Source organism: Parasedimentitalea nitratireducens, from assembly GCF_057444295.1.
The window spans coordinates 425,164-449,047 of sequence record NZ_JBYAXC010000002.1; the positions used below are offsets into that span (position 1 = coordinate 425,164).

General features: G+C 53.8%; 17 protein-coding genes. 9 read left to right on the top strand and 8 right to left on the bottom strand.

Annotated features, from left to right (window positions below):
- Window positions 1-81: 81 nt before the first annotated feature.
- The 3 genes from AC2T28_RS07740 to AC2T28_RS07750 are packed head-to-tail and all read left to right on the top strand — an operon-like array spanning window position 82 to window position 2,584.
- Window positions 82-1,200, top strand: a complete 1,119-nt coding sequence (locus tag AC2T28_RS07740) for a cobalamin-independent methionine synthase II family protein (protein WP_486748398.1) — start codon at window positions 82-84, stop codon at window positions 1,198-1,200.
- Window positions 1,197-1,892, top strand: a complete 696-nt coding sequence (locus AC2T28_RS07745) for an alpha/beta fold hydrolase (protein ID WP_486748399.1) — start codon at window positions 1,197-1,199, stop codon at window positions 1,890-1,892. Before AC2T28_RS07740 ends, AC2T28_RS07745 begins: the two co-directional genes overlap by 4 nt.
- Window positions 1,889-2,584: an RraA family protein gene (locus AC2T28_RS07750; RefSeq protein WP_486748400.1), complete on the top strand. Its 696-nt coding sequence runs from the start codon at window positions 1,889-1,891 to the stop codon at window positions 2,582-2,584. Before AC2T28_RS07745 ends, AC2T28_RS07750 begins: the two co-directional genes overlap by 4 nt.
- A 980-nt stretch (window positions 2,585-3,564) precedes the next feature.
- Here the strand turns inward: AC2T28_RS07750 and AC2T28_RS07755 are convergent.
- The 3 genes from AC2T28_RS07755 to AC2T28_RS07765 all read right to left on the bottom strand — a co-directional run bounded on the left by AC2T28_RS07755 (window position 3,565) and on the right by AC2T28_RS07765 (window position 6,260).
- Window positions 3,565-5,172, bottom strand: a complete 1,608-nt coding sequence (locus AC2T28_RS07755) for a VCBS domain-containing protein (protein ID WP_486748401.1) — start codon at window positions 5,170-5,172, stop codon at window positions 3,565-3,567.
- Window positions 5,173-5,357: 185 nt separating this feature from the next.
- Window positions 5,358-5,636, bottom strand: coding sequence for a hypothetical protein (locus tag AC2T28_RS07760; protein WP_486748402.1), 279 nt, complete (start codon window positions 5,634-5,636; stop codon window positions 5,358-5,360).
- 291 nt (window positions 5,637-5,927) lie between these two features.
- Complete coding sequence (locus AC2T28_RS07765) at window positions 5,928-6,260, bottom strand: hypothetical protein (RefSeq protein ID WP_486748403.1); 333 nt, start codon at window positions 6,258-6,260, stop codon at window positions 5,928-5,930.
- A 282-nt stretch (window positions 6,261-6,542) separates the two neighbouring features.
- Here AC2T28_RS07765 and AC2T28_RS07770 point away from each other — a divergent pair, with 282 nt between their 5' ends.
- Window positions 6,543-7,067 (top strand): phage tail tape measure protein, encoded by a 525-nt coding sequence (locus AC2T28_RS07770; protein ID WP_486748404.1) that lies wholly within the window; start codon window positions 6,543-6,545, stop codon window positions 7,065-7,067.
- Window positions 7,068-7,094: 27 nt separating this feature from the next.
- Window positions 7,095-7,685, top strand: coding sequence for a hypothetical protein (locus tag AC2T28_RS07775; protein ID WP_486748405.1), 591 nt, complete (start codon window positions 7,095-7,097; stop codon window positions 7,683-7,685).
- Window positions 7,686-8,427: 742 nt separating this feature from the next.
- Here the strand turns inward: AC2T28_RS07775 and AC2T28_RS07780 are convergent.
- On the bottom strand, window positions 8,428-13,470 hold the full coding sequence (locus tag AC2T28_RS07780) for an Ig-like domain-containing protein (RefSeq protein ID WP_486748406.1): 5,043 nt from the start codon (window positions 13,468-13,470) through the stop codon (window positions 8,428-8,430).
- A 429-nt stretch (window positions 13,471-13,899) separates the two neighbouring features.
- Here AC2T28_RS07780 and AC2T28_RS07785 point away from each other — a divergent pair, with 429 nt between their 5' ends.
- From AC2T28_RS07785 to mmsB, 4 genes are read left to right on the top strand one after another with little or no spacing between them, the layout of a single operon-like run.
- The gene (locus AC2T28_RS07785) at window positions 13,900-15,039 is read left to right on the top strand and encodes an acyl-CoA dehydrogenase family protein (RefSeq protein ID WP_486748407.1); all 1,140 of its coding nucleotides are present in this window, start codon (window positions 13,900-13,902) and stop codon (window positions 15,037-15,039) included.
- Between the two features lie 10 nt (window positions 15,040-15,049).
- On the top strand, window positions 15,050-15,451 hold the full coding sequence (locus AC2T28_RS07790) for a hypothetical protein (RefSeq protein ID WP_486748408.1): 402 nt from the start codon (window positions 15,050-15,052) through the stop codon (window positions 15,449-15,451).
- Window positions 15,448-16,488: an enoyl-CoA hydratase/isomerase family protein gene (locus AC2T28_RS07795; protein ID WP_486748409.1), complete on the top strand. Its 1,041-nt coding sequence runs from the start codon at window positions 15,448-15,450 to the stop codon at window positions 16,486-16,488. Before AC2T28_RS07790 ends, AC2T28_RS07795 begins: the two co-directional genes overlap by 4 nt.
- A gap of 3 nt (window positions 16,489-16,491) precedes the next feature.
- Complete coding sequence (gene mmsB, locus AC2T28_RS07800; protein WP_486748410.1) at window positions 16,492-17,364, top strand: 3-hydroxyisobutyrate dehydrogenase; 873 nt, start codon at window positions 16,492-16,494, stop codon at window positions 17,362-17,364.
- Window positions 17,365-17,431: 67 nt separating this feature from the next.
- Here mmsB and uvrA read toward each other — a convergent pair whose 3' ends face one another.
- From uvrA to lpdA, 4 genes are all read right to left on the bottom strand, one after another.
- Window positions 17,432-20,284 (bottom strand): excinuclease ABC subunit UvrA, encoded by a 2,853-nt coding sequence (gene uvrA / locus AC2T28_RS07805; protein WP_486748411.1) that lies wholly within the window; start codon window positions 20,282-20,284, stop codon window positions 17,432-17,434.
- 81 nt (window positions 20,285-20,365) lie between these two features.
- Window positions 20,366-21,529, bottom strand: a complete 1,164-nt coding sequence (locus AC2T28_RS07810; RefSeq protein ID WP_486748412.1) for an MFS transporter — start codon at window positions 21,527-21,529, stop codon at window positions 20,366-20,368.
- A 125-nt stretch (window positions 21,530-21,654) separates the two neighbouring features.
- Window positions 21,655-21,843 carry a hypothetical protein gene (locus tag AC2T28_RS07815; protein ID WP_486748413.1) on the bottom strand — a complete coding sequence of 63 codons (189 nt, stop codon included), beginning with the start codon at window positions 21,841-21,843 and terminating at the stop codon, window positions 21,655-21,657.
- A 473-nt stretch (window positions 21,844-22,316) separates the two neighbouring features.
- A complete protein-coding gene (lpdA, locus tag AC2T28_RS07820) occupies window positions 22,317-23,711 on the bottom strand; it encodes a dihydrolipoyl dehydrogenase (RefSeq protein WP_486748414.1) in 1,395 nt (464 codons plus the stop codon).
- Between the last annotated feature and the right edge of the window lie 173 nt (window positions 23,712-23,884).

Genomic DNA, 23,884 nt, shown 5'->3' on the forward strand with positions numbered 1-23,884 from the left:
CCCCGTGCTGCGCTGCGGCGGTGCACGGGGGGTGTACATACTGTGCACGCATATCACCCCCTGATTACGAGGAGATCAAAATTGGTTAAAACAACCCACGTCGGTTCACTGCCCCGCACCCAAGACGTCGTCGACTTCATTTTTGCCCGCGAAAATGAAACGCAATTTGATCAAGCCAAATTTGATGCCTGCATGACTTCGGCCGTGTCTGAAACTGTGCGCAAACAGGTCGAGGCGGGCATTGATATCGTCAGCGATGGCGAAACTTCCAAGATCTCTTATGCGACATACGTCAAGGATCGCTACACCGGTTTTTCCGGCGACAGCCCGCGCAACGCCCCTGCTGATCTAAAGATGTTTCCCAGCTTTCTCAAACGGCTTGCCGACGGCGGCGGCACACCCCAGTATGCCCGCCCCATGTGCACCGGCGAGGTGCGATCCAAGGGGCAGGACGAGCTGCAAAAAGACATAAACAACCTGAAATCCGCAGTGGCCGAACATGGGGCCGAACGTGGTTTCATGAATGCCGCCTCTCCCGGTGTTATCTCGCTGTTTTTGCAAAATGATTTCTATCCAAACCGAGAGGCCTATCTGGCCGCTTTGGCCGACGCGATGAAGGAAGAGTATGAAACCATCGTCGGTGCTGGTCTGGATCTACAACTGGACTGCCCCGATCTGGCGCTGTCGCGTCACATGTTGTTTAACGACCTGTCCGACGACGAATTCCTGAACGTCGCCAACATGCATGTCGAGGCCCTGAACCACGCCTTGCAAAACGTGCCGCAAGACCGTGTTCGCATCCACATCTGCTGGGGCAACTACGAAGGCCCGCATTGCTGTGACATCCCGATGGACAAGGTATTCACAACCCTGATGTCCACCAAATCCCGCTATGTACTGTTTGAAACCTCGAACCCGCGCCACGCCCACGAATGGACCGTCTTTCGCGATCGCAAAGCAGAAATCCCCGACGACAAGATTTTGGTTCCCGGCGTTGTCGATACCACCACCAATTTTGTTGAGCACCCCGAATTGGTCGCGCAACGCATTGAACAGTTTACACAAATTGTCGGTTCCGACCGCGTGATCGCTGGCAGCGACTGTGGTTTTGGCACCTTTGCCGGGTTTGGCGCTATTGATCCCGCCATCGCCTTTGCCAAGCTGTCCGCCCTCTCCGAGGGAGCAGCGTTGGTCAAATGACTCCCTTGATTCTGCTCCCCGGAATGATGTGCGACGCACGACTATTTCAGCCGCAAATCAATGCCATGTCGGGGCATATCCCCTTGATCACAGCCCCAATTGGCAATCACAACACGATGCAGGCGTTGGCGGAAGAAATTTTGGAATATGCCCCGCCCCGCTTTGCCATGGCCGGTCTGTCCATGGGCGGTATCCTCGCTATGGAGGTGCTGCGACAAGCGCCCGATCGCGTCGACCGCATCGCCCTGCTAGACACCAACCCACGGGCCGAACTTCCCGAGGTGCAAGAACGCCGCGCGCCGCAGATCGCCGCCGCCAAACAGGGAGAGTTGCGCCGCATCATGCGCGACGAGATGAAGCCGAACTATCTCGCAGATGGCCCAAACATAGGCGCAATCCTGGACCTTTGCATGGCGATGGCCACGGACCAGGGTCCGGACATTTTTATAAATCAATCCATAGCCTTACGTGACCGTCCTGATCAATGCGACACCCTGCGGCAATTTGAAAGACCTGCATTGGTGCTTTGCGGACGTGAAGATAAGCTCTGCCCAGTTGAGCGTCATGAAATGATGCACGAACTGCTGCCCAACAGCCGCTTGCAGATCATTGACGGCGCGGGCCACCTGCCCACTCTTGAACAACCCGAAATCACAACGGCGGCCCTGCTCCGCTGGCTCGAGGACACATGACACCTTCTCTGCTTGAACTCCTGCGCAGCGTCGACACGCCGACTGTCTGCAACGCCATAGAAGTCGCTCAAGGTAAACGAGGATTTAATGCCTTTACCCGCGGCACCATGCTCTGCTCCGCCCCAGATGAACCCGCCATTGTCGGCTATGCACGCACTGCCAAAATCGCTGCTGTCGCCCCACCCACCGAGGCCCCAGATGTGATCCGTTCCCGACGAATGGCTTATTACCAGTACATGGCCGAATGCCCTGCTCCGTCGATCGCCGTTATTGAGGACACCGATTATCCCTACTGCATTGGCGCTTACTGGGGTGAAATCAACACCACTGTGCACAAAGGCTTTGGCATGTCTGGTGCACTGACAAACGGAGTCATGCGCGATCTGGGCGATCTGCCCGACGGGTTCCCGGTTGTTGCCGGATCCATTGGCCCCAGCCACGGCTTTGTCCACGTCAAAGAGATCGACACACCCGTGACCGTGTTCGATCTGACTGTAAATCCCGGCGATCTGGTCCATGCTGACCGACACGGCGCTTTGGTCATTCCAGTTGAAGTCTTAGGAGAACTGGAGGCCGCTATCACCAAGTTACTTAAGACCGAGCGCATTGTATTGGACGCTGCTGTGAAAAAAGGTTTCGATTTCCAATCCTTTCAAAGCGCTTGGACCGAGTTTGAAAAATCAAGGACCTGACATCTCCATAATCTGGCGCGCGCCCAGTTCTTTCTGGTAAGAACCCCAAAGTTCGCAAAATCCTTTGAGGATACGTGCATTGTCGAGGCTAGGAAAGCGCTTGAAAGCTGGGCTTGATGGCTTTCTAATAGTTTGAGGTAAGGCAGCGAAGGAAGACATCGCTCAATTATTTCGACAGTTTTACGACAAAATAATTTAGGAATCACATACTGACGACCCCCCACTGTTATTGGACACTTATTATTGCAGTAACCGGAAGATGGCGGAAGAAGCCGGATGGAACCCTATAAACAAGGGATTTAATGACAGTGGACCTTATCCTAGACAGGTTTGACGGGTGCCCTTCAAAACAGCATAAAACGGGCCGTTAACGTTGTTTGACCAATATCGGGACACCTATTTTTGCAAATTATTCAAACATACCTGAGAGCCCTATAAATATGGCTATCGCGCATCAGCAACGTCTCAGATATTCGAAATTCGTGTTGATTTGGGCGCCTGGAACTAGCAAGCGATTTTAGGAGAAACTATGATATCATGCGCTCGTCCATGACCGAATATGAAATCGCACTTTGAGCCCATATTCCCATTTGCTGCTCTGAAAATTTTTGCACTACTGGCGGGAATCTGTCATTCGCTGCAGGTGCGCGGCTGATGCAGTAAGCGGATCTTGAACAGGCGGTTAAGCCTCGTTTTCGCGCTGCACAGCAGGGGCTGGTCAGAGCGCAGGTCATGGGTTGGCTCAATGAGCCGGTTTAAGCGCAGGCACCAGAACATTGCCCTGTCGTGGCTTCTTATCTGGACGCTGGGGCGGCACTGGACGATCTTAGCTGGCAATTGGATGGGCTTGACGGGCCGATTGCCGAAAATGCATTGAGATGGTCGTTATGGACCGCCGGATCGCGCCCATCCAAATGCGACCACGTCAATGCAACGACCCGCACTGTTCAAAAGCCAGTGCAGGTCGCCATCAACACCTCTTACGCGAGGATCAAATCGTTTTCGTAGAATACGAACAGGTCATCACTGGCAAGATCGTCAAGCGCCACCGTTTCAAACGGCACAACACCGTTGACAGTAGCATCGAAGTCGCCTGAATTTATCAGGCTGTCTAAGAAAGCGCCGTCTTCTTGCCCGCCACTGGCATCAGAAAAATAAATTTCAGAATATTCAAGGGAAAGCCAGCTAACGAAAGAAAGCGCCCCAGCAGAATCATATGCATCGAGAGCTCCATGGTTACTCTGAAATGATTGCTGGTAAGCTGACAGACCGGGCCCAAAGTTGGTGAACACCATGCGATCTTCGCCAATCGTGAAATTTGAGATGTCGACGGATGAAGCTGTGAATAGAACGGCCCCGATGTCGAAGACAAAGTTTTCCGCAACGCCTGTAACACCGGTAAATGATGTTCCACTGTTCAAATCGATGTGCGCGGGTGCCGCAGGCCCATCATCGGCCCCAGTGATGGCGATATCGACGGTTTGTTCGGTGCCATCATCGCTGGTGAAGATAAAGCTGTCGGTCAGCGGTTCACCGGCCCCCAGCACATCCACCGTAGGATTGGTATCATCCAGCGCATAGGTCCAGACACCATCCGTACCGATGGAATAGCTGCCATAGGTCGAGTTGCCACTGGACGCGACAATGCTGCCTTGTCCTTGATCCACATCTGCAACGGTGGCTGTACCGGTGACGACGGTGCCGCTGTCCTCGGTCGCCGCACCAGACAGGTCTCCGCCAAATGTCGCTGCATCGTTCACGCCGGTCACGGTCACAGTCACCGTCGCCGCTGTGTCGCCGCCATTTCCGTCACTGGCCGTGTAGGCAAAGCTGTCGGTGGCTGTTTCACCAGCGCCCAGAAAATCGAACGCATCACCAGTCGCGTAGTCGATATCGCCACCAAATGTCTGGGTTACGGTGCCTGATGTTGCACTGTCATCTACGGCAACAATCGACAGCGCGTCGCCGTCAAAATCAGTGTCGTTGGCCAACAGGGTCGCCGCTGTGATGGAGACTGTGCCGTCTTGCACAGTTGCGGCGGTATCGTCGCCCGCCAATACCGCATTGTTGCGACCATCCAGATAGAGCGTATAGTCATCCCCGGCGAAATAGAGCGCCTCGACACCAACGGCCAAATCTCTGTCACCAGAGCCGTCTTGGGATTCGACCCAAGTGTACTTGCGATGGCTGCTGATGTTATAATCAAGAATTGAACCTTGGTATGCGGCGGTGTCAAAACCCCGTCCGCCAACCAAAAGGTCACTGCCGCTACCGCCGTCCAACCAGTCGTTGCCGGAATTGCCAAACAGCTTGTCATTGCCTTCTTCGCCGTAAACCAGATCGTCACCTGATCCTGCAAAGACCTTGTCATTGCCTTCACCGGCAAAAACCGTGTCTTCACCTGATCCGGCAAAAACCCTGTCATTGCCGTCCCCGGCATGGATTTCGTCGTCGCCTCGACCGGAGATGATAAGATCATTCCCACCCCCGGCAAAAATCAGATCTTCACCTCTGAATGTTATAATCAGATCGTTACTGTCTGTACCCGTGACTGTATCGTCAGAGAAGCTTCCAAATTGGACTGACATAAATATTCCTACTATTTATCGAGACCAGTCCACTACAAAGGCCGCCGTCAAAAGTTGGCGTCATTTACCGATGCAGAAAGTGAAGTAGCCCCCCCAGGTTACCACAAAAGCAGCACCGGGGATGGTATCTCCAGTACTCAGTTGTGCAGCACAAAAATGTTTCATCAAACAAACTATGAAATAGTTTACAGAGTTAAAAAAGTTGATTCAAAAATGCTTAAATTGGAAACAAAACCGATTTTTAAAGCGCATTTAGGTTGTTTGGAGTTGGAATAGAAGTATTTACAGCGGCTTGAGTTTTCAGCCGAAGGATGTGGGGCGCGGTTCTTCGGAATGGCAGTTGTACCCCTTTGCTTCAGTGGCTCGGTCAAAATGCTGCGGTTTTCGCGGATGTCAGCAATACGCAAACTGCGCCGCAGCGCTGCAACATCGGATGAACGGCAGGTGTGGGCCGTTCGCGACATGTCGGCGCGTCCTGGGGGCCAATTTTGCAAAGGTCAATTACTACACAATACTGCCCTTGGACCGCACCGCAACGCAGGTCCTTTCTCCTCCAGATTGCCGAGCGGCCAAGATCGCACCGTGTTGTGAGTTGCCGTTGGGTGAAAACGGAACGCCAACGTGCCTATTTCTCACAACTGTATAGTGATGCCTACTTTTCAAGAAAAATAGGCACACAATTATGAATGAAAGAAAATTTATTGACCTGGTTGCTTTGGTCTTCAAACTCAACCCAGAACAACTTAGAGAAACAATTACTTTTTGTCGGTATCTGAGATCAGTTCGGGAACCAAAGGACCCGCCTGTAAGTGATTTTTCAGTGCGGTGAGTTCGGCAGGTGCCAACTTTGACATCTCATTGAAAATCCCCTCAAAAGTGGGATCTTCTCTCTTTCCAGTAAAAACATAAACAAACGAAATTTCCGCAGATTCGCAGACCTTCATCACATCAGTGATACCAGGATTACTGCCCTTTTTCGTCATTCGGCCAATGTAGTCGCGACTGTATCCCAGCTGTTCGGAAAGGTGAGTGATCTTCACTCCTCTTGCCGCCAACTCAGCACGCATTCTGATCCGCCAGTCGTCCATCAAATCTATCAAACTTGTTATCTCTGCAGCCTATCAATACGACAGGTGGAAAACTCTAACGGAGCAGTACGAAACTCGACGTCGAGCTGTTGGTGTTTCTAAACGAAAGCTCTCAAAGACAGCGGGTTTGGAGCCGTCTTATTACCAACATTGCACGGCCGGTGACTTTCTCTTCCCGACGGAGCCCAAGCTTGCTGCTCTAGATGATGCACTAACGCACTCAGAAGAGGTTCGCCGCCTCGAAATTCGTCGGCAAGAGAAGCGATTGGAAACACGGTCCGAATGGGTCGTACCATGAACTCGTGCCCAACTCACTCCCAATCCAACCACGCTCCTGCTCGGGCCCGGTTGGACAACTCTCCCGGTGGCCATGGGGATGCGCCAACGGGTATGAAGAACTTCCTCGGCGCCCTGGGCAAAGGCGAGGCCACCACCAAACGGCAGGATGCGGTTCTCTATTCCCTGGGCTTTGATCCGGTTGAACTGTCCAAACGGATGCACGAAGACGCTCAAGGCGCAATCATGGACGTGGTACATGCCCTGGCTGACCTGCCCGAGTACAAACAGAGCGGCGTTATCAGCCAGTTATTTGGCGAGGAAAGCAAGAGGGCAATTGCACCGCTTCTGATCAATGTCGATCTGTTGCGCGACGCCTTTGGCCTGATTGAAGATCCTGCCGACTACGCCGGTTCCATGCTGGAGCAATATCAAAAGCAAGCCGCCACCACGGCCAATGCCATGAAGATCACCAGCAACTATGTAAAGGGCCTGGCCATTGCCGCCGGGTCTATCCTTTTGCCTGAGTAGAACGAACTGCTGGCGACGCTTCAGCCAATGATTGGAACAGCCAATGAATGGGCCGAATCCCACCCGAAACTGATCACGATGTTGTTCCGCCTTACCGCCGGATTGCTGGCGGTCAAGGTCGCCTCTATTGCGCTGCGCTGGGGGCTGTTTTCCACACTTTTGCCCATGCTGCATGTGTTCCGGGCCGGGTCCTGGATGCTGATGATGTTGCCGCGCTTGGCAGCCGGTTTGTTGGCGCTGCTCAACCCTATGAAATTGATCCGCGGGGCGATGATCGCCTTGCGCCTTGCCTGCATTGCCACTGGCATCGGTGCGCTGTTGGTTGGGATCGCGATGGCCCGTGTTTGGATCTACAACAACTGGGCGGGCCTGCAGGCATTCTTTGTTGGCTTTTGGCAGTCGTTTCGCGATGCATTGGGCCCGGCCGGGCCGATGCTGGACGGTATTATAGGCTACGCCAAGGAGATCTGGCAGTGGTTCGCCAATCTGCTGGGGCCAATGGACGCGACCGAGGGACAATGGCTGAGCTGGGGCACCAGCTGTTGTTGGACACTTATTGTTGCGGTAACCGGAAGATGGCGGAAGAAGCCGGATAGAACCCTATTAACATGGGGTTAGAGACGCTGGACCGCGTCGTGGATGGGTTTGACGGTTGTCTTTCAATACAGCTGAAAACGGGCTTTTAACGCCATATGGCCAAAATCGAGACACCCATTCTTGCAAACTAACCTGTCGACTTAAGAGCCATATAAATAGGGCTGGTCAACCATATCGCATATTTTGAAGCCATGCCAATTGTGCAATTCCGGATGTCCGAACTAGGAAATCCTGCGCCCAGTTTGTTTACGGCTTCCCAGAAAGGAATTAGTTCAAAAAAATCAAAGCCATAAAAGCGTAGGCCTACTCATTTCTACGGGCAGGAACTGGGAAGCAGTTTTGGGTGAACCTGGAAAAGGATACACCCATCTGCGATCCAAGATGGGGACTACTTTCGGAACAGTTCCAATCCAAAACGACCATTCGAACGACGCACAGAAAGCTCCAATCTAGCGTTTTCAGAGAACAATGCTGTTGGAACGAAGATTCGATAAAACGAAGGCTTCAGCTGAACCAAGCGCGTCTCGAACAAGAGCGACAAAACTAGAGCCAAATTGCATTGTACCCGAAATTGAGAAATCAGACCACCAAGCCCACGACAGCCGCCTAGTAAACATTATACCGTGCACCCATGATCACATCTGGGAAAAGGCCCTTGCCAACTCAGATCGCTTTGTAATTTCGGCGCTTCTTTGTTGGACAAAGCTGACTGGAAGGGTCAAGTCGAAGATCCCCACAGCTCGATCAATGGTGCCTCCCATTCCTAGGCCAAAAGGTCGAAGATCTCGCTGGAACCGCCAATCTTCAGATTGATCTCATCCTGGCCTGCGCCATCGACCAGCGCCCACATAATCTGACCCGTGGGTTTGTAGATGACAAAAGCCTCTGACACAGCATCATCGCCCGAGCGTTCGCCTTCGTCATTGGCGGTGTGGGCAAGATTGATCTGGAAATCATCCGCAGTCGCACTGGCGTTGCCAAACAACAGCACATCGCCTTCGGCGGCGTTATAGTCCTGGATCCAGTCTGACCCGTGACCTTCGACACCAATATGGAAGAACTTATCCGCGCCGCTACCGCCATTGATCCGGTCATGACCAAAGCCGCCGTTGACAAAGTCATTGCCATCACCGCCAAACACCAAATCCGAGAAGGCCGAGCCGGTGATCACGTCATCGCCACCTTGGCCCTGCAGCTCGTCGACGCCGTAGCCGCCGGCAATGCTGTCGTTGCCGTCTTGACCGTAGATCAGATCATTGCCGTAGCCAGCATCGATACTATCATTCCCGGCACCGCCATAGACCACGTCGCGCAGGTCCGCATCGGTTTCGCCGCCGACTATGAGGTCATCGCCATCACCACCGTTCAGAGTGTCGTTGCCGTCACCGCCTAGCAGAGTGTCATTGCCGCTATCGCCGCGCAATTTATCACTGCCATCTCCCCCACTCAATGTGTCGTCGCCACCCATGCCATTCAAAGTGTTTGCCCCGGAAGTGCCAGTTAGCAAATTGTTCAAATCGTTGCCGGTCCCGCTTAGATCCCCAGCGCTGGTTAGTTCCAGGTTTTCGACGTGGTCGCTTAACACGTGCGACACACTCGCCTGAACAAAGTCGTTCCCTTCACCTTCGTTTTCAGTTGCGGTGTCACCCGCGTTGTCGACGAAGAAGTAGTCGTCCCCGGCACCACCCAACATCTGGTCTGCACCGGTGCCTCCATTCAGGGTGTCACTGCCAGCGCCGCCTTCAAGGCTGTCAGAACCGGCACCACCGTCCAGAACATTATCACCTGAATTCCCCAAGATCCGATCGGCAAAGTTAGAGCCAGTGATATTCTCGACATTGAGGACGACGATGTTTTCGGACCCATCGTGATTGGTGGCCGTGCTTGCTTCCATATCGATGTCCAGACGATACTGCGTACCTGTGCGGCCCGGGGTGTCCGCAACACCTGCAAAAGTCAGCAAGTCGATACCATCACCGCCATCTATGGTGTCCTCACCTCCGCCCGAAGTAATCGTATCATCGCCACCAAGCGCATTGACCATCTCGGCTTCATCCGTACCATCTATGGCCTCGGGATCCTCTGTACCGTTGATTTCCAAAAAGACGTCCACCTCAGTGGTCGAGGACGGCGACGCAGGTTCTGGGTCGGTTACAACGACCGGAGCGGGTACGACCAGCGCTTCTGTCGCAGGTGCGTCGTCTCCATTAAAGCTAACAACCACGTCTGGCCTATCTTCTATGCGCACCACTCTGATATCGATCTGGGCCGTGTCCGACAGACCATCCCCATCCGAAACTTCGTAGGTGAAACGGTCGTTTTCGAAGTAGTCGATAGCAATTGTGTCTGGGTCGCTCATGTCCAGACTGTAGGTATAGCTGCCATCAGCGTTGATCAGCAACGACCCGTAGGTGCCTGTAAGGATAAGTGACGTCGTCAGGGCGGTGAACGCCCCTCCTGTTATGTCTTCGCCTAAGCGGGCACCCGTGACTGTCAGTTCGTCGCCGGGTGCTGCATAGGGATCAGTATCGTTGGACAAGACATTCCCCACCGAGGTGAGATCGGTACCAACTATTACTTCATCCCCCAAATAATTGCTGTCACGAACAGCAATTGGGAAATCCCCCTCGGGATCCGTGTCGCCGACTTCAAGAATTTTTTCGATGTTCTCGAACGTCTGAGTAATGGCGGGTCGATCTGCCGTGGCCGCAAATGTGATGCTGCCAGATTGGCTGCCGCCACCCTCTATGAATGCCGGACTGATGGTATAGGCAAGCTCTACCTCTCTTAGATCAATGGAATCTATGCCATCACCGCCGTCCATGTGATCTGCAAACAGAACTGTACCGCTGGCAACAACGAAACGGTCGTTACCTGTGCCACCTTCCAGAAGGTCTTCGCCATACCCACCATGCAGAGTATCGTTGTCCGCGCCGCCTTTGAGTGTGTCATCGCCGAAATCGCCATAGAGGACGTCGTTGCCGGCCCCGCCTTCGATCACATCATCGCCACCTTCGGTATCCGAGGGACTGCTGCCATCGCCTTTCAACTCGTCATCACCATTGCCACCAACAATCGAGTCCGATCCCTGCCCGCCTCGCATGGAATCTGCGCCATCACCGCCGATCAGCGTGTCGTTGTCTTCGAAGCCAAGAATAAGGTCAGAGCCTTCACCGCCCTCAAGGGAATCCGCGCCACCCCAGCCGAGCAGGGTGTCGTGACCCTCGCCGCCAATCAGCGTATCCCCCCCCAAGCCGCCGTCCAGGTAGTCTTCACCGGCACCGCCGTCCAGCAGGTCACCGGCGCCTGCGGTAGGATCGTCTTCGATCAGTTCAAAATCACCAAAGAGGAAGTCATTCCCATCACCGCCAAGGATGGTATCTGTGCCTATGCCACCAATAGCGTGGTCTGCACCTTCCATACCCTCCACAACATCGTCGCCATCGCCACCATCCAGATAGTCGGCTTCCAGCCCACCATTCAGGGTGTCATTGCCGCCCTCACCATACAGCGTGTCTTCACCGGCGCTACCGGACAACAGGTCGGCACCGTTGCCGCCATAAACCTCATCGTTTCCGTCTTCACCGTACAAAGAGTCGTTGTCGTCCCACCCTTTGAGGAGGTCATTCGCTGCACCACCAAGCAGAGTATCAGCCCCCGCTTCGCCATGAAGACTATCTTCGCCATCGCCCCCTTCCATCGAGTCAGCCCCATTGCCGCCCAGGAGCAAGTCGTTTGCTAGCCCACCCAACAGGGTATCGTTGCCATCCTGGCCATAGAGCGTGTCATTGCCGCTCCCGCCGTCCAACAGGTCGCCCTCTTGATCGCCATAAAGAGTGTCCTCACCAGAGTCGCCGCGCAGCGTGTCGCTGCCCTCGTTGCCAATCAGAAGGTCGTTGTTGGAGCCGCCCTCCAAAGAGTCATCACCGGTGCCGCCATACAGACTATCCTCGCCCAAGCCGCCTTCGAGCAGGTCGTTACCGTCCTCGGCTGACAAAAGGTCGTTACCTTCGCCACCTTTCAGAGTGTCGGATCCACTCTGACCGTAGATTGAGTCGTTGCCGTCCTCGCCCTCAAGAAGGTCATCGTTGCCGGCGGCGGCAGCATCGTAACCAAAAAAGGAACCGTCTTCGTAATGGACACCAAAGTCACCATACAGCGTGTCATTGCCGTCGCCGCCTTTAACGGTGTCGTTCCCCTCGCCGGCCAGAAGCATATCGTTGCCGTCATCGCCATCAAGACTGTCGTTGCCCCGCTCTCCGTTCAACCAGTCATCGTCAATTCCGCCGATCAGCGTGTCATCGGTAATTCCGCCGATAATCGTGTCGTTACCAGCCCCGCCTTCACCTCTGTCGCCTTGCTCGGGATTGCCAAAAGTGCTGCTGGTAAAGGGATCGTCCAAATAGATGCGATCATTGCCATCACCGCCATAAATCGTGTCTTGGCCAACGTTTTCATAGGTAGGGTTGCCGCTTTCGTCGGTGGCGCTTCCATAACCTGACCCCCCATATATAGTGTCGTCGCCGCCATCGCCGTAGATCGTATCGTTGCGCTGGCCCCCAACCAAATGATCGTCATCCGCCTCGCCTCTTAGTACATCGTCCGAGGCGCCGCCGTACAGTTTGTCCTCGCCATCCCCACCGTAGAGAACATCAGCCTGACCAAATCCATAAAGAGTGTCATCGCCGCTCAGGCCACTTATAAAATCCTGTGAGTTTGAGCCGGACAAAGTATTGTCATCGCCATCACCAATAAGTTGAATTCCCGAGGAAATAACATCACTCCACTGACGAGATGTGCCTTCAAGCCTATTGGCGAGGTCGAGAGTAGAAGTAAAACTACCATCTTCGTTGGTAATGCCAGACCGACGCATCAATTGTTCTTGCACAACAACGTTGAGATATTCAGCAAGCCAGTTCCGATATTCAGTGCTATCAGGGTCGCTAGGCTCTGACGCCTTTAGCCTATCAATCCATTCGCTATAAATGCTGTCCTGGGGAAATAAGGCGTCGATAGAGCTCAGCTCGTATTCTACTTTTTCCCTGCGAAGGGTGTTTGTTCCCGTATAGACTAGGTTCCGCGTAGCAAAATAAACAGCCGCATCAACCTCTGCCTGGGTGGATCCGCCAAACCGCGATGAAGCGTTGACGTTATAGCCGCGAAGACTACTGCTTCCGTTCCAATCAATGAGAGCAAACTCGACCTCTATATTCACACTGTATGAGTAACGCAGATACGACTCGGCAGCCAGGATAGCATTCGCCGCGTCGTTCAGTTTTTGGGAATAAATGTCCTTCCCGACGGCGCCATCGTCAAAGGCAGCCGCCACCTGTAACTGAACCATCGTGGTATAAGTTACGGCATTCATCAGATCCATGATCAACGCAGGGCTCAGTCCGTCTACCGCCGTCCCAGAGCCATCCGTTTGGTAAAACAAATTATTGGAAACAACAAAATTCGGGGACAGCAATTCACCGACAACCGAGTAAACAGAGTTGGTCGCCAGGTCTGCATTGACCTTCAAATCGCCAATTTCGACGTCGGTATCACCTGCCTGCAGCCGCAACAACCCATCCATGACCGTTTGGGCCAATTCTATTCCATCATTCAAATTGCCGCGCTGCACCACTTCCGTAATGTCGTCGAAGCCTTCCTTGATATCAGCGGCAAGGCCCGCGATGGCGCCTAGGATATCCCCATTGGTGGCATCCATGAAGCTCACGTTGCCAGTTGTCACCAGCGAGTTCACCTCGCCGGCCAATCCGATTGCAGTACTTAGATTCCCTGCGGCACCTGCAAAGCTCATTTGTCGTCTCCCCCATCGCCCCAAAACCCAAACGGGACATAACTTTTTAAAAACACACTTCTGAGCAAGCACAGCGCATGATCAGTACCGCATTGCCGTTTTACTCGGTAGAAGGTTAGCTCGAATTTGTCTGACGTCAGCACTTACGGATCCAAGTATCGGTATTTGGTGAGAGAGCGCTGTTGGCTCATCGTTAAGTGAGTTGGGGCAATCCACTGAATTGTTGAATGGAATGATTGCGCGTGGTTCACGCCAAAGCTTCGCAGATCAGGAAGTCCCCCGACACCCGCGACACTACAGCTGCACCGAGCACCCCGTGATGACCGCATGAAAAACTCTTGTAACGATTGACAAGTAACTAAACACTTGTTCAATTCCCGCGCACACGCGATATAACTGCCTCAGCTCGATAACACCGGAGACCTCGTCATGGATTTTGCACTTAGCGAAGAACAGGCTGCCATTTTCGATATGGCGTTTGCATTCGGACAAGAGCAGATAGCCCCGCATGCGCAAACATGGGAACGCGACGGCACCATTCCCAAAGAGCTTTGGCCACAAGTGGGTGAGCTGGGATTCGGCGGTCTTTATGTCTCCGAAGAATACGGCGGGTCGGGGCTAACACGCCTGGATGCTACGCTGGTCTTCGAAGCCTTGGCCATGGCCTGCCCCGCTGTTGGCTCGTTCCTGTCGATCCACAACATGTGCGGCGGCATGATCGACAAATTTGGGTCCGCTGAGACCAAACAGAAATGGCTGCCCGATATATGCAGCATGTCCAAAGTGTTCTCTTATTGCCTAACCGAACCAGGTTCAGGTTCGGACGCTGCCGCCTTGAAAACACGCGCAGAAATCACCAATGATGGCTACACCTTAAACGGAACCAAGGCGTTTATCTCGGGTGGTGGTTACTCTGACGCCTATCTCACGATGGCGCGAACCGGCGACGACGGCCCCAAGGGGATCTCGGCTGTAGTGATCGAAGACGGAACCGCTGGTCTGTCATTTGGTGGGCTCGAAGTCAAAATGGGCTGGAAGGCACAGCCAACTACTCAGGTGCAGTTCGACGATTGCAAAATCCCGTCGGAAAACTTGATCGGGACCGAGGGCAAGGGTTTCTCATATGCCATGGCCGGGCTCGACGGAGGCCGCCTGAACATATCGGCTGGCGCCCTTGGCGGCGCCCAACAGGCACTGAACCTGACCCTGCAATACATGTCTGAGCGCAAGGCCTTTGGTCAGAGCATCGACCAATTCCAAGGTCTACAGTTCCGTCTGGCCGAGTATGAGACCAAACTTCAAGCGGCCCGCATCTTCCTGCGCCAGGCCGCCTGGAAACTGGACACCGGGGTGCATGATGCCAGCAAACACTGCGCCATGGCCAAGCTGATGGTCACGGATGTGGCCTTTGACGTCGCCAACGGCTGCCTCCAGCTGCACGGTGGTTATGGCTATCTGGCCGACTATGGCATTGAAAAAATCGTTCGGGATCTGAGAGTTCATCAAATACTTGAAGGTACCAACGAAATCATGAGAGTGATTATTGCCCGTCATCTGATGGCTCAATAAGGATTGCTAAATGAATACCATTCTCAGAACCTACAAGCTTTGGGTGCTTCGCCGCGAAATAAACTTCTTAAAGAGAACAACTAACCTCCCATTTTTTGGAATGTTCTTTTTGATATGGAGTATTTTCCCAACTCTCTTGTTGCTTACTCTTCCCGTAGCGCCAGCATACGTATGGGCGCTAACGGTACTAGACGGAGCAGCGCCATCTGGGTCCATCGGTTTTGCCGTTGCCATTGGTGTTATTTGCATCGTCTCACTCTACTCTTTGGCTCTACTAGTCAGCATATCTCCAAAACTATTTGGAGGTTATTTTCGAGCTGTTGGCGCGCTTTTTGGACGCACGGACGCATGTCAAAGACGACTCGAAGTAGCAGAGGAAAACCTGTTCCAAGCTAAGGCTCTCCAGCAATGAGCGACATCAATATCCGCGTCATCGGCAAGGTTGGCCGCATCACCCTAACCCGACCCAAGGCATTGAATGCACTAAGCTATGAAATGTGCATGGCCATCGATACGGCGCTCAAAGACTGGGTCAGCAATGACTCAGTTGAACTGGTAGTGATCGACGCCCAGGGTGACAAAGCATTCTGTGCCGGTGGCGATATAACCGAACTGTATGAGACCGGCATCAAGGGTGATTATGAATACGGCCGCAAATTCTGGCGCGACGAGTACAGGATGAACGCCCGGATTTTTGAATACCCCAAACCAGTGGTTAGCTTTTTGCAGGGCTTTACCATGGGTGGCGGAGTTGGCATTGGCTGTCACGGCACCCAACGTATTGTGGGTGAGAGCAGCCAGATCTCGATGCCCGAAGTTGGCATTGGCCTTATCCCAGATGTCGGTGGCTCTTTGCTGTTGTCTCTGGCACCCGGACGGTTGGGTGAATACCTGGGGCTAACCACCACGCGCATGGATGCAGACGACGCGATCTATGCCGGTTTTGCAGATCTCTTTATAACAGAAGATCAATGGTCTGCCCTCATTTCTTCACTTGAAAGCGATGGTGACATTGGGTGTCTGAATGCCGCCTCAAGCCAACCGCCACCGGGCAAGCTGCGGGCACTGCAAGAAGATATTGATCGCCATTTTGCAGGCGAAACCCTCGGCGATATCTTCACGACCTTGCAAGGTGAGGACAGTGACTTCGCCACTGCCACGCTTAAATCGATGGGCCGTAACTCTCCTCTGTCCATGGCCTGCACTGTCGAGATGATACATCGTTTGCGCAACGATTTTCTAACGATGCGTCGCGCCTTGGGTATGGAATACCGGTTCACGCACCGCTCGATGGAGCATGGCGACCTGCTCGAAGGTATTCGCGCCCTGATCATCGACAAAGACCGCAAACCAAATTGGCAATTCAAAGATATGAACGTCCCCGCCAGCGCCACAGGCCAGATGCTCCAACCGCTGCGTGAAAAGGCACTGACATTTGAGGAGGAATAACACATGAAAATCGGATTTATCGGCCTGGGCAATATGGGTGGCCCGATGGCGGCCAACCTGGCCAAAGCTGGCCACGAGGTGATCGGTTTCGACATGGCCGACGTCGCCATCGATGGCGTCACAATGGCGGCATCTGGTACCGAGGCCGCAACCGGTGCAGATATCGTCATTACGATGCTCCCCAACGGCCAGATCCTTCGCGCGGTTGCTGATCAAATCATTCCCGCCATGGCTGCTGGCTCGGCATTGGTTGATTGTTCAACTGTCGACGTTGATTCAGCCCGTGCTGTTGCAGGACAAGCCGCAAATGCGGGTTGCCTGTTTGTCGATGCCCCGGTTTCCGGCGGTGTCGGTGGCGCTGCTGCTGGCACTTTGACCTTTATGGCAGGCGGCACAGCCGAGTCCTTTGCCAAGGCTGAGCCCCTGTTCGATATCATGGGTCAAAAGGCGGTGCATTGTGGCGATGCGGGTGCAGGTCAGGCTGCCAAGATCTGCAACAACATGATCCTTGGCGTCACCATGATTGCAACCTGCGAAGCCTTTGCTTTGGCTGACAAACTGGGGCTGGATCGACAGAAAATGTTTGATGTGGTTTCCACATCCTCTGGCTACAGCTGGACCATGAATGCGTATTGCCCTGCGCCCGGTGTTGGCCCGCAGTCTCCGGCAGACAATGACTATCAACCCGGTTTTGCAGCCGAGCTCATGCTTAAGGATTTGGGACTTTCCCAGCAAGCCGCCGAAAGTGTTGATGCCGACACCCCAATGGGTCAAATGGCCCAGGCACTTTACAGCCAGTTTGTTGAAAACGAAGACGGCCAGGGCATGGATTTCTCGGCCATGTTGCCTAGATTTGAAAAACGTGGCCGCAGTTAAACGAAAACGGGCCCCACTGGGGCCCGTTTCATTTCAAGCTGTTGTTTGGCAGTCTAACGAAGAGCCCTTATTCGGCTGCGACCTTCTTGGGGTTCAACATGTCTTTCAGATAGTGCCCGGTATGACTGCGGGGTTCCTCGGCCACCTTTTCCGGAGTTCCAGCCGCGACGATTTCGCCACCGCCATCACCACCCTCAGGGCCGATATCAATAATCCAGTCAGCGGTTTTCACCACGTCCAGATTGTGTTCGATCACCACAACCGAGTTGCCCTGATCCACCAATTCATGCAGCACATCCAGCAGCTTACGCACATCTTCAAAATGCAAACCCGTGGTTGGCTCGTCCAGAATATACAGCGTACGCCCGGTTGATCGCTTGGCCAGCTCTTTCGACAGCTTCACGCGTTGAGCTTCACCACCGGATAGGGTCGTCGCCTGTTGGCCCACCTTGATATAGCCAAGACCAACCCGCATCAACGCATCCATCTTGTCCCGGATCGGTGGCACCGCCTGGAAAAAGGTCTGTGCGTCTTCAACTGTCATATCTAGCACATCGGCAATTGATTTACCCTTGAACTTAATCTCAAGCGTCTCGCGGTTATAACGCGCGCCTTGGCAAGTCTCGCAGGTGACATAGACATCGGGCAAAAAGTGCATCTCGATCTTGATCAGCCCGTCACCCTGACAAGCCTCACAGCGCCCACCCTTGACGTTGAAGCTGAACCGCCCGGGCTTATACCCGCGCGTCTTAGACTCAGGTAGACCAGCAAACCAATCCCGGATCGGGGTGAAGGCCCCGGTGTAAGTTGCTGGATTCGAACGCGGAGTCCGCCCGATGGGCCGCTGATCGATATCGATCACCTTATCAAGATGCTCCAAGCCCTTGATGGTTTCACAGGGCGCTGGCGTCTGCCGCGCACCGTTCAACCGCATCGACGCTGTCTTGAACAACGTCTCAATCGTCAGGGTCGATTTACCACCGCCAGACACCCCGGTCACGCAGACAAACTTGCCCAGCGGAAATTCCGCTGTCACGTTTTTCAGGTTGTTACCAGTGGCCTTGACCACCTTCAGCTTTTTCTTATTACCCTTGCGCCGCTTGGCTGGAACCGCAATCTCCCGTGTGCCGGCCAGATACTGCCCGGTTATGGATGCCGCATCGGCAATCAGCTCGGCTGGTGTGCCCTCGCTCACCACCTGCCCACCGTGCACACCCGCGCCCGGACCAATATCAAAGACATAATCCGCCTCGCGGATCGCCTCTTCATCGTGCTCCACCACGATCACCGTGTTGCCTTGGTCGCGCAGGTTCTTCAGTGTTCCCAACAGCCGGTCATTGTCGCGCTGATGCAAGCCAATCGACGGTTCATCCAGAACATAAAGAACCCCAGTCAGGCCCGAACCAATCTGGCTGGCCAAACGGATCCGCTGACTTTCACCACCAGACAGAGTGCCGGAATTCCGGCTTAGTGACAGATACTCAAGGCCAACATTATTAAGGAAACCAAGACGTTCTCGGATCTCCTTCACAATTGCACGGGCAATTTCCTGCTTTTGAACACTCAGATGATTGGGCACATCTTCGATCCAGGCCAGTGCCTCGCGGATCGACATCTGCACCACCTGCCCGGCGTGAATGCCAGCGATCTTAACCGCCAGCGCCTCGTCTCGCAGTCGATACCCCTCGCAGGAGCCACAGGGGCGATTATTCTGATAGCGTTCAAACTCTTCGCGGATCCAGTTCGAGTCGGTTTCACGATAGCGCCGCTCCATATTTGGGATAACACCTTCGAATACCCGCTCTACCTGGTAGACCCGACCACCCTCATCATAACGGAACATAATCTCTTCGTCGCCAGAGCCATGCAGGAACACATTTTGCACCTTGGGTGACAGGTTTTTCCACGACGTGTTCTTGTCAAACTCATAGTGCTTGGCGATGGCCTCGATGGTCTGCAGGAAATACGGAGATTTGCCCTTGCGCCAAGGCGCTAGCGCCCCATCATAAACCTTCAATGTCTGATCTGGGACAACAAGCCGTTCATCAAAGAACAGCTCAACCCCCAGGCCGTCACATTCTGGGCAGGCCCCAAATGGCGCGTTAAAGGAAAACAGCCGCGGCTCAATCTCGGAAATGGTGAAACCACTGACCGGACAAGCAAATTTCTCAGAAAACGTAATCCGCTCTGGCTCATCCGCAGCGGTTTCCAGAATGGCGATGCCATCGGCCAGATCAAGCGCAGTACGCAGGCTATCCGCAAGCCGGGTTTCCAGCCCCTCGCGCACCACCAATCGGTCAACAACAACATCGATATCGTGGCGGTATTTCTTGTCTAAAGTTGGCGGCTCGTCCAGTTCATAGAACTCACCATCCACCTTGACCCGCTGAAACCCCTGCTTGCGCAGCTCTAAAAAGTCCTTTTTGTACTCGCCCTTACGGTCGCGCACGATCGGCGCCAGCAAATACCCTCGGGTTCCCTCTTCCAGCGCCATGATCCGGTCGACCATGTCCTGCACCTGCTGTGCCTCAATCGGCAGTCCAGTCGCCGGGCTATAAGGCGTGCCAGCCCGGGCAAACAACAAGCGCAAATAGTCGTAAATCTCGGTTACGGTCCCCACGGTAGAGCGAGGGTTTTTGCTGGTTGTTTTCTGTTCGATCGAAATCGCCGGGCTTAAACCACTGATATGGTCAACATCCGGTTTTTCCATCATATCAAGGAATTGCCGGGCATAAGCACTCAAAGATTCAACATAGCGGCGCTGTCCTTCGGCATAGATCGTGTCAAAGGCCAGGCTGGACTTACCCGAACCCGACAGGCCGGTGATCACCACCAGCTGATCGCGCGGAATATCCACGTCGATGTTCTTTAGATTGTGTTCGCGTGCGCCGCGCACTTCGATAGATTTCAGCTCGGCCATTGTGCCCCCCAAAAGTCGCCCTACTCATAGGCAAAAGCTGAACGTTTTCCAAGGTAAAAATGGGAACGTTACGCGAACATTTTAGAACCGGCGACGTATTGCCAACACGGCGTGCACCATAAAACCGGCAAAAAACAATGCAGCGACAACTCCCAAAAATCCGGTGTAGCCCGCAGTTGACAATGCCGTGACCATGATGGGCGTTCCAATCGTGTTGCCCAGATTACCAGCCTGCGCCATCGCCCCGCTGGATTGAGCCCGTGATGCAGCTGTGTCGTTCAATTGCGGTATCATCGCAAAACTGCCCCCTTGCACCAGCCCCATTGCCCCTGCCAAGATTATGCAGGCAACCGGCAATCCAGGTATAACAAGCAACCATAATGCACTGAAAACGCAGATTATAAATCCAAGTTGAACCAGCTGAACCGCCGCAAGATAACGGAGTAAAACCACCCCCAGCGTCATTGACACTGCGATGCTCGCCAAAGGCATGGCGCCCAAAACAAAGGACCGCCAATTCTCAGAGATAAAGGGCGGCAACACCGTCAGAATTGCCACGAAGCACGAGGTATAAAACAACCACCCAGCCGCAGGTGCCACCATCCAAGGCGAGCGGTAAATCTTCCAATGCAGCGCAGGGAGATCCGCAATTTTAGGCACCGGCTGTCGCGCAGGCGACGGAACGTCGCGCAAGGCCAACCCAAGAACAACCGCCAACACAGACATGATCCCAGCGTGGACGACAAATAGGGAAAGCACCCCAAACTCATCGACAATTGGCAGCCCGAACCAGGCCAACAAGGTAAAGGCCACGCCAAAGAAGGTGCTCCACACGGTCATGGCTAAACCACGTGATTTCAAGGTGCTAACCTGCGCAATCAATGTCGGCCCTGCAACAACCAAACCCAGGTGAGACAGCCCCTCAACAACACGCGTAGCCAGGAATGCTGAAAACGGCAGATGCAAGGCCTGCAATGCCGACATTGCAGCGCCAGTCCACAACGCCCAGACCAATGTACGACGATAGCCAAACGAGGCCACAAACATTCCTGCGACAACCCCCAGCAGGATGCCCAACAATCCAACCAATGACACCGTAAAGCTCAGAGAATCCCCGGCAGACGGATACAGCTCCACCATCCTGTCAAAAATCACACTGATCTTGCCGTATTGAGCCGCAGCCCCCAAGCCAGCCGCCCAGATCACAAGGACCAAGCCCCAACGGGTGTTTTCAGTAGGTATCATAGTCAAAGCCTGCAATTACACGAGAGATATGGCAGCGGTTCATAAACTGGACCAGGCGCAAGCAGCGCAAGGTTCCCGAGAACCGCTTACTATCAAACCAGAAAAGTATAAAGTTCAACTTTGTTTCAGGCCATTTGTGCATTGGCCCAGGCGCAGATAGGCATTGCCGGATCATTTTCCAGTGAATCCGCTGTCTCGTCATATTGTGTCGGCCAGGTCTCTTCGAGATTGCGCAGTGCCGCATTGCGGTTCCCCCACTGCTGCGTCCGAATCGAATCCTCGGCAAAGCCAGCCTCGATCAGAAGGTTTTTCAATCCTTGGGCCGACCAACGTGAACAATCTTTGGGCGCTACGTGAAACGGAACGGCGAGCCTAAAAAGCCCCGAGGCGGATCATTTTACGCACATTCTTGGTGGCCATATAAGGGCGACCAAAATGTCCCCAAACCTGATTGGCCAAAACCAGATCAAATTTCACGATACCCCCCTTTTCCCTGAAAATTCCGCTACATTTAGCTGTTTTGTCCCAAGCTTTCGTTTTTGCCGCGGCTCGATTTTTGCATCGCAATACGGCATAGGCTGGGAATATCGGTCCTTAGCTGAATTCAAAATACAGGGGCAATAATCAGGTTTGGAAGACTTTGCCCCCGGGCCCATCAGAAGGTAAAGTCAGAACGCCGTCTGGCCTTCAACAATCAAACTCAGCACATACCTGTGCCAACGCCAAAATGAAAAGCCCGGTGCAGACAACTGCACCGGGCTTTCGCAAATCGCCTATTCCAAACGCATCACATGTGGATCATGCGGTCAAACGCATCCAACACACTTTCGTGCATCATCTCTGACAAAGTAGGATGCGGAAACACTGTGTTCATCAGATCTTCCTCGGTGGTTTCCAACTGGCGACCCACCACATAGCCTTGGATCAGTTCGGTCACCTCGGCCCCAATCATATGTGCGCCCAGCAACTCACCGGTTTTTGCGTCAAACACTGTTTTGATCATGCCCTCGGGCTCACCCAGGGCAATCGCCTTGCCGTTGCCGACAAATGGGAAACGGCCAACCTTAATGTCGTAACCCAGTTCCTTGGCCTTGGCCTCGGTATAGCCAACGCTGGCAACTTGTGGATGACAATAGGTGCAACCTGCGATGCTCTCGGGCTTAACCGGATGCGCGTGTTTGCCAGCAACCAATTCAGCAACCATTACACCTTCGTGGCTTGCCTTATGCGCCAGCCAGGGCGCGCCAGCGATATCGCCAATGGCATAAAGCCCATCGATGCCAGTGCGGCAGAACTGATCGGTCACAATATGGGTGCGGTCAATCTTGACACCCAGCGCCTCGAGCCCAAGGTTTTCGACATTGCCGACAATGCCCACGGCCGAGATCACAGTGTCAAACTCTTGCTTTTCGATCTTGCCACCAACCTCGATATGAGCGGTAACAGTTCCCTTGCCGCGATCCAGCTGCTTGACCATGGCTTTCTCCATGATCTTCATGCCCTGCTTTTTGAACGCCTTTTTGGCAAAAGCCGAAATCTCGGCATCCTCAACCGGCAGCACCCGGTCCATCACCTCGACCACAGTCGTGTCAGCCCCCAGTGTGTTATAGAAGCTGGCAAATTCAATGCCGATTGCGCCGGATCCGATGACCAGCAATTTCTTCGGCATCTTAGGTGGTTGCAAGGCGTGCTTATAGGTCCAGACCAGATCGCCATCAGCCTCAAGCCCCGGCAATTCACGCGCACGCGCGCCTGTTGCCAGAATGATATTCTTGGCAGTCAGCTCTTCGGTGCCTTTGTCGGTTTTAACGCTAACCTTGCCCTTGGCCGGGATGGTTGCGGCGCCCATAACAACAGTCACTTTGTTCTTCTTCAGCAGATGCGCCACGCCGCCAGACAGCTGCTTTGCCACCCCGCGTGAGCGTTTTACAACCGCATCAATATCATAGTCGATATTATCGGCTTTCAGACCAAATTCCTTGGCCCGATGCATCAGATGAAACACTTCGGAACTGCGCAGCAGCGCCTTGGTCGGGATGCATCCCCAGTTCAGGCAGATGCCACCCAGATGTTCTCGCTCGACCACGGCGACTTTCAGCCCCAGTTGAGCCCCACGGATGGCGGCGACATAGCCCCCTGGCCCGGCTCCGATAACAATCAGATCAAAGGATTTGGTCGTCATTGTTGTTCCCTCAGCACTGCGGATTTAAAAATTAGTTCACCATTAAACTAATTTTCAAAGCGCCGCAATCACTCAGTATGTCAACGGCCGTTCTCCGCCTTCGTCACAAATACGAATAGCATTTTGGTTTCGTTTCTGAAACCATCCAGACATCGACACCAGCTCGTTTTTCT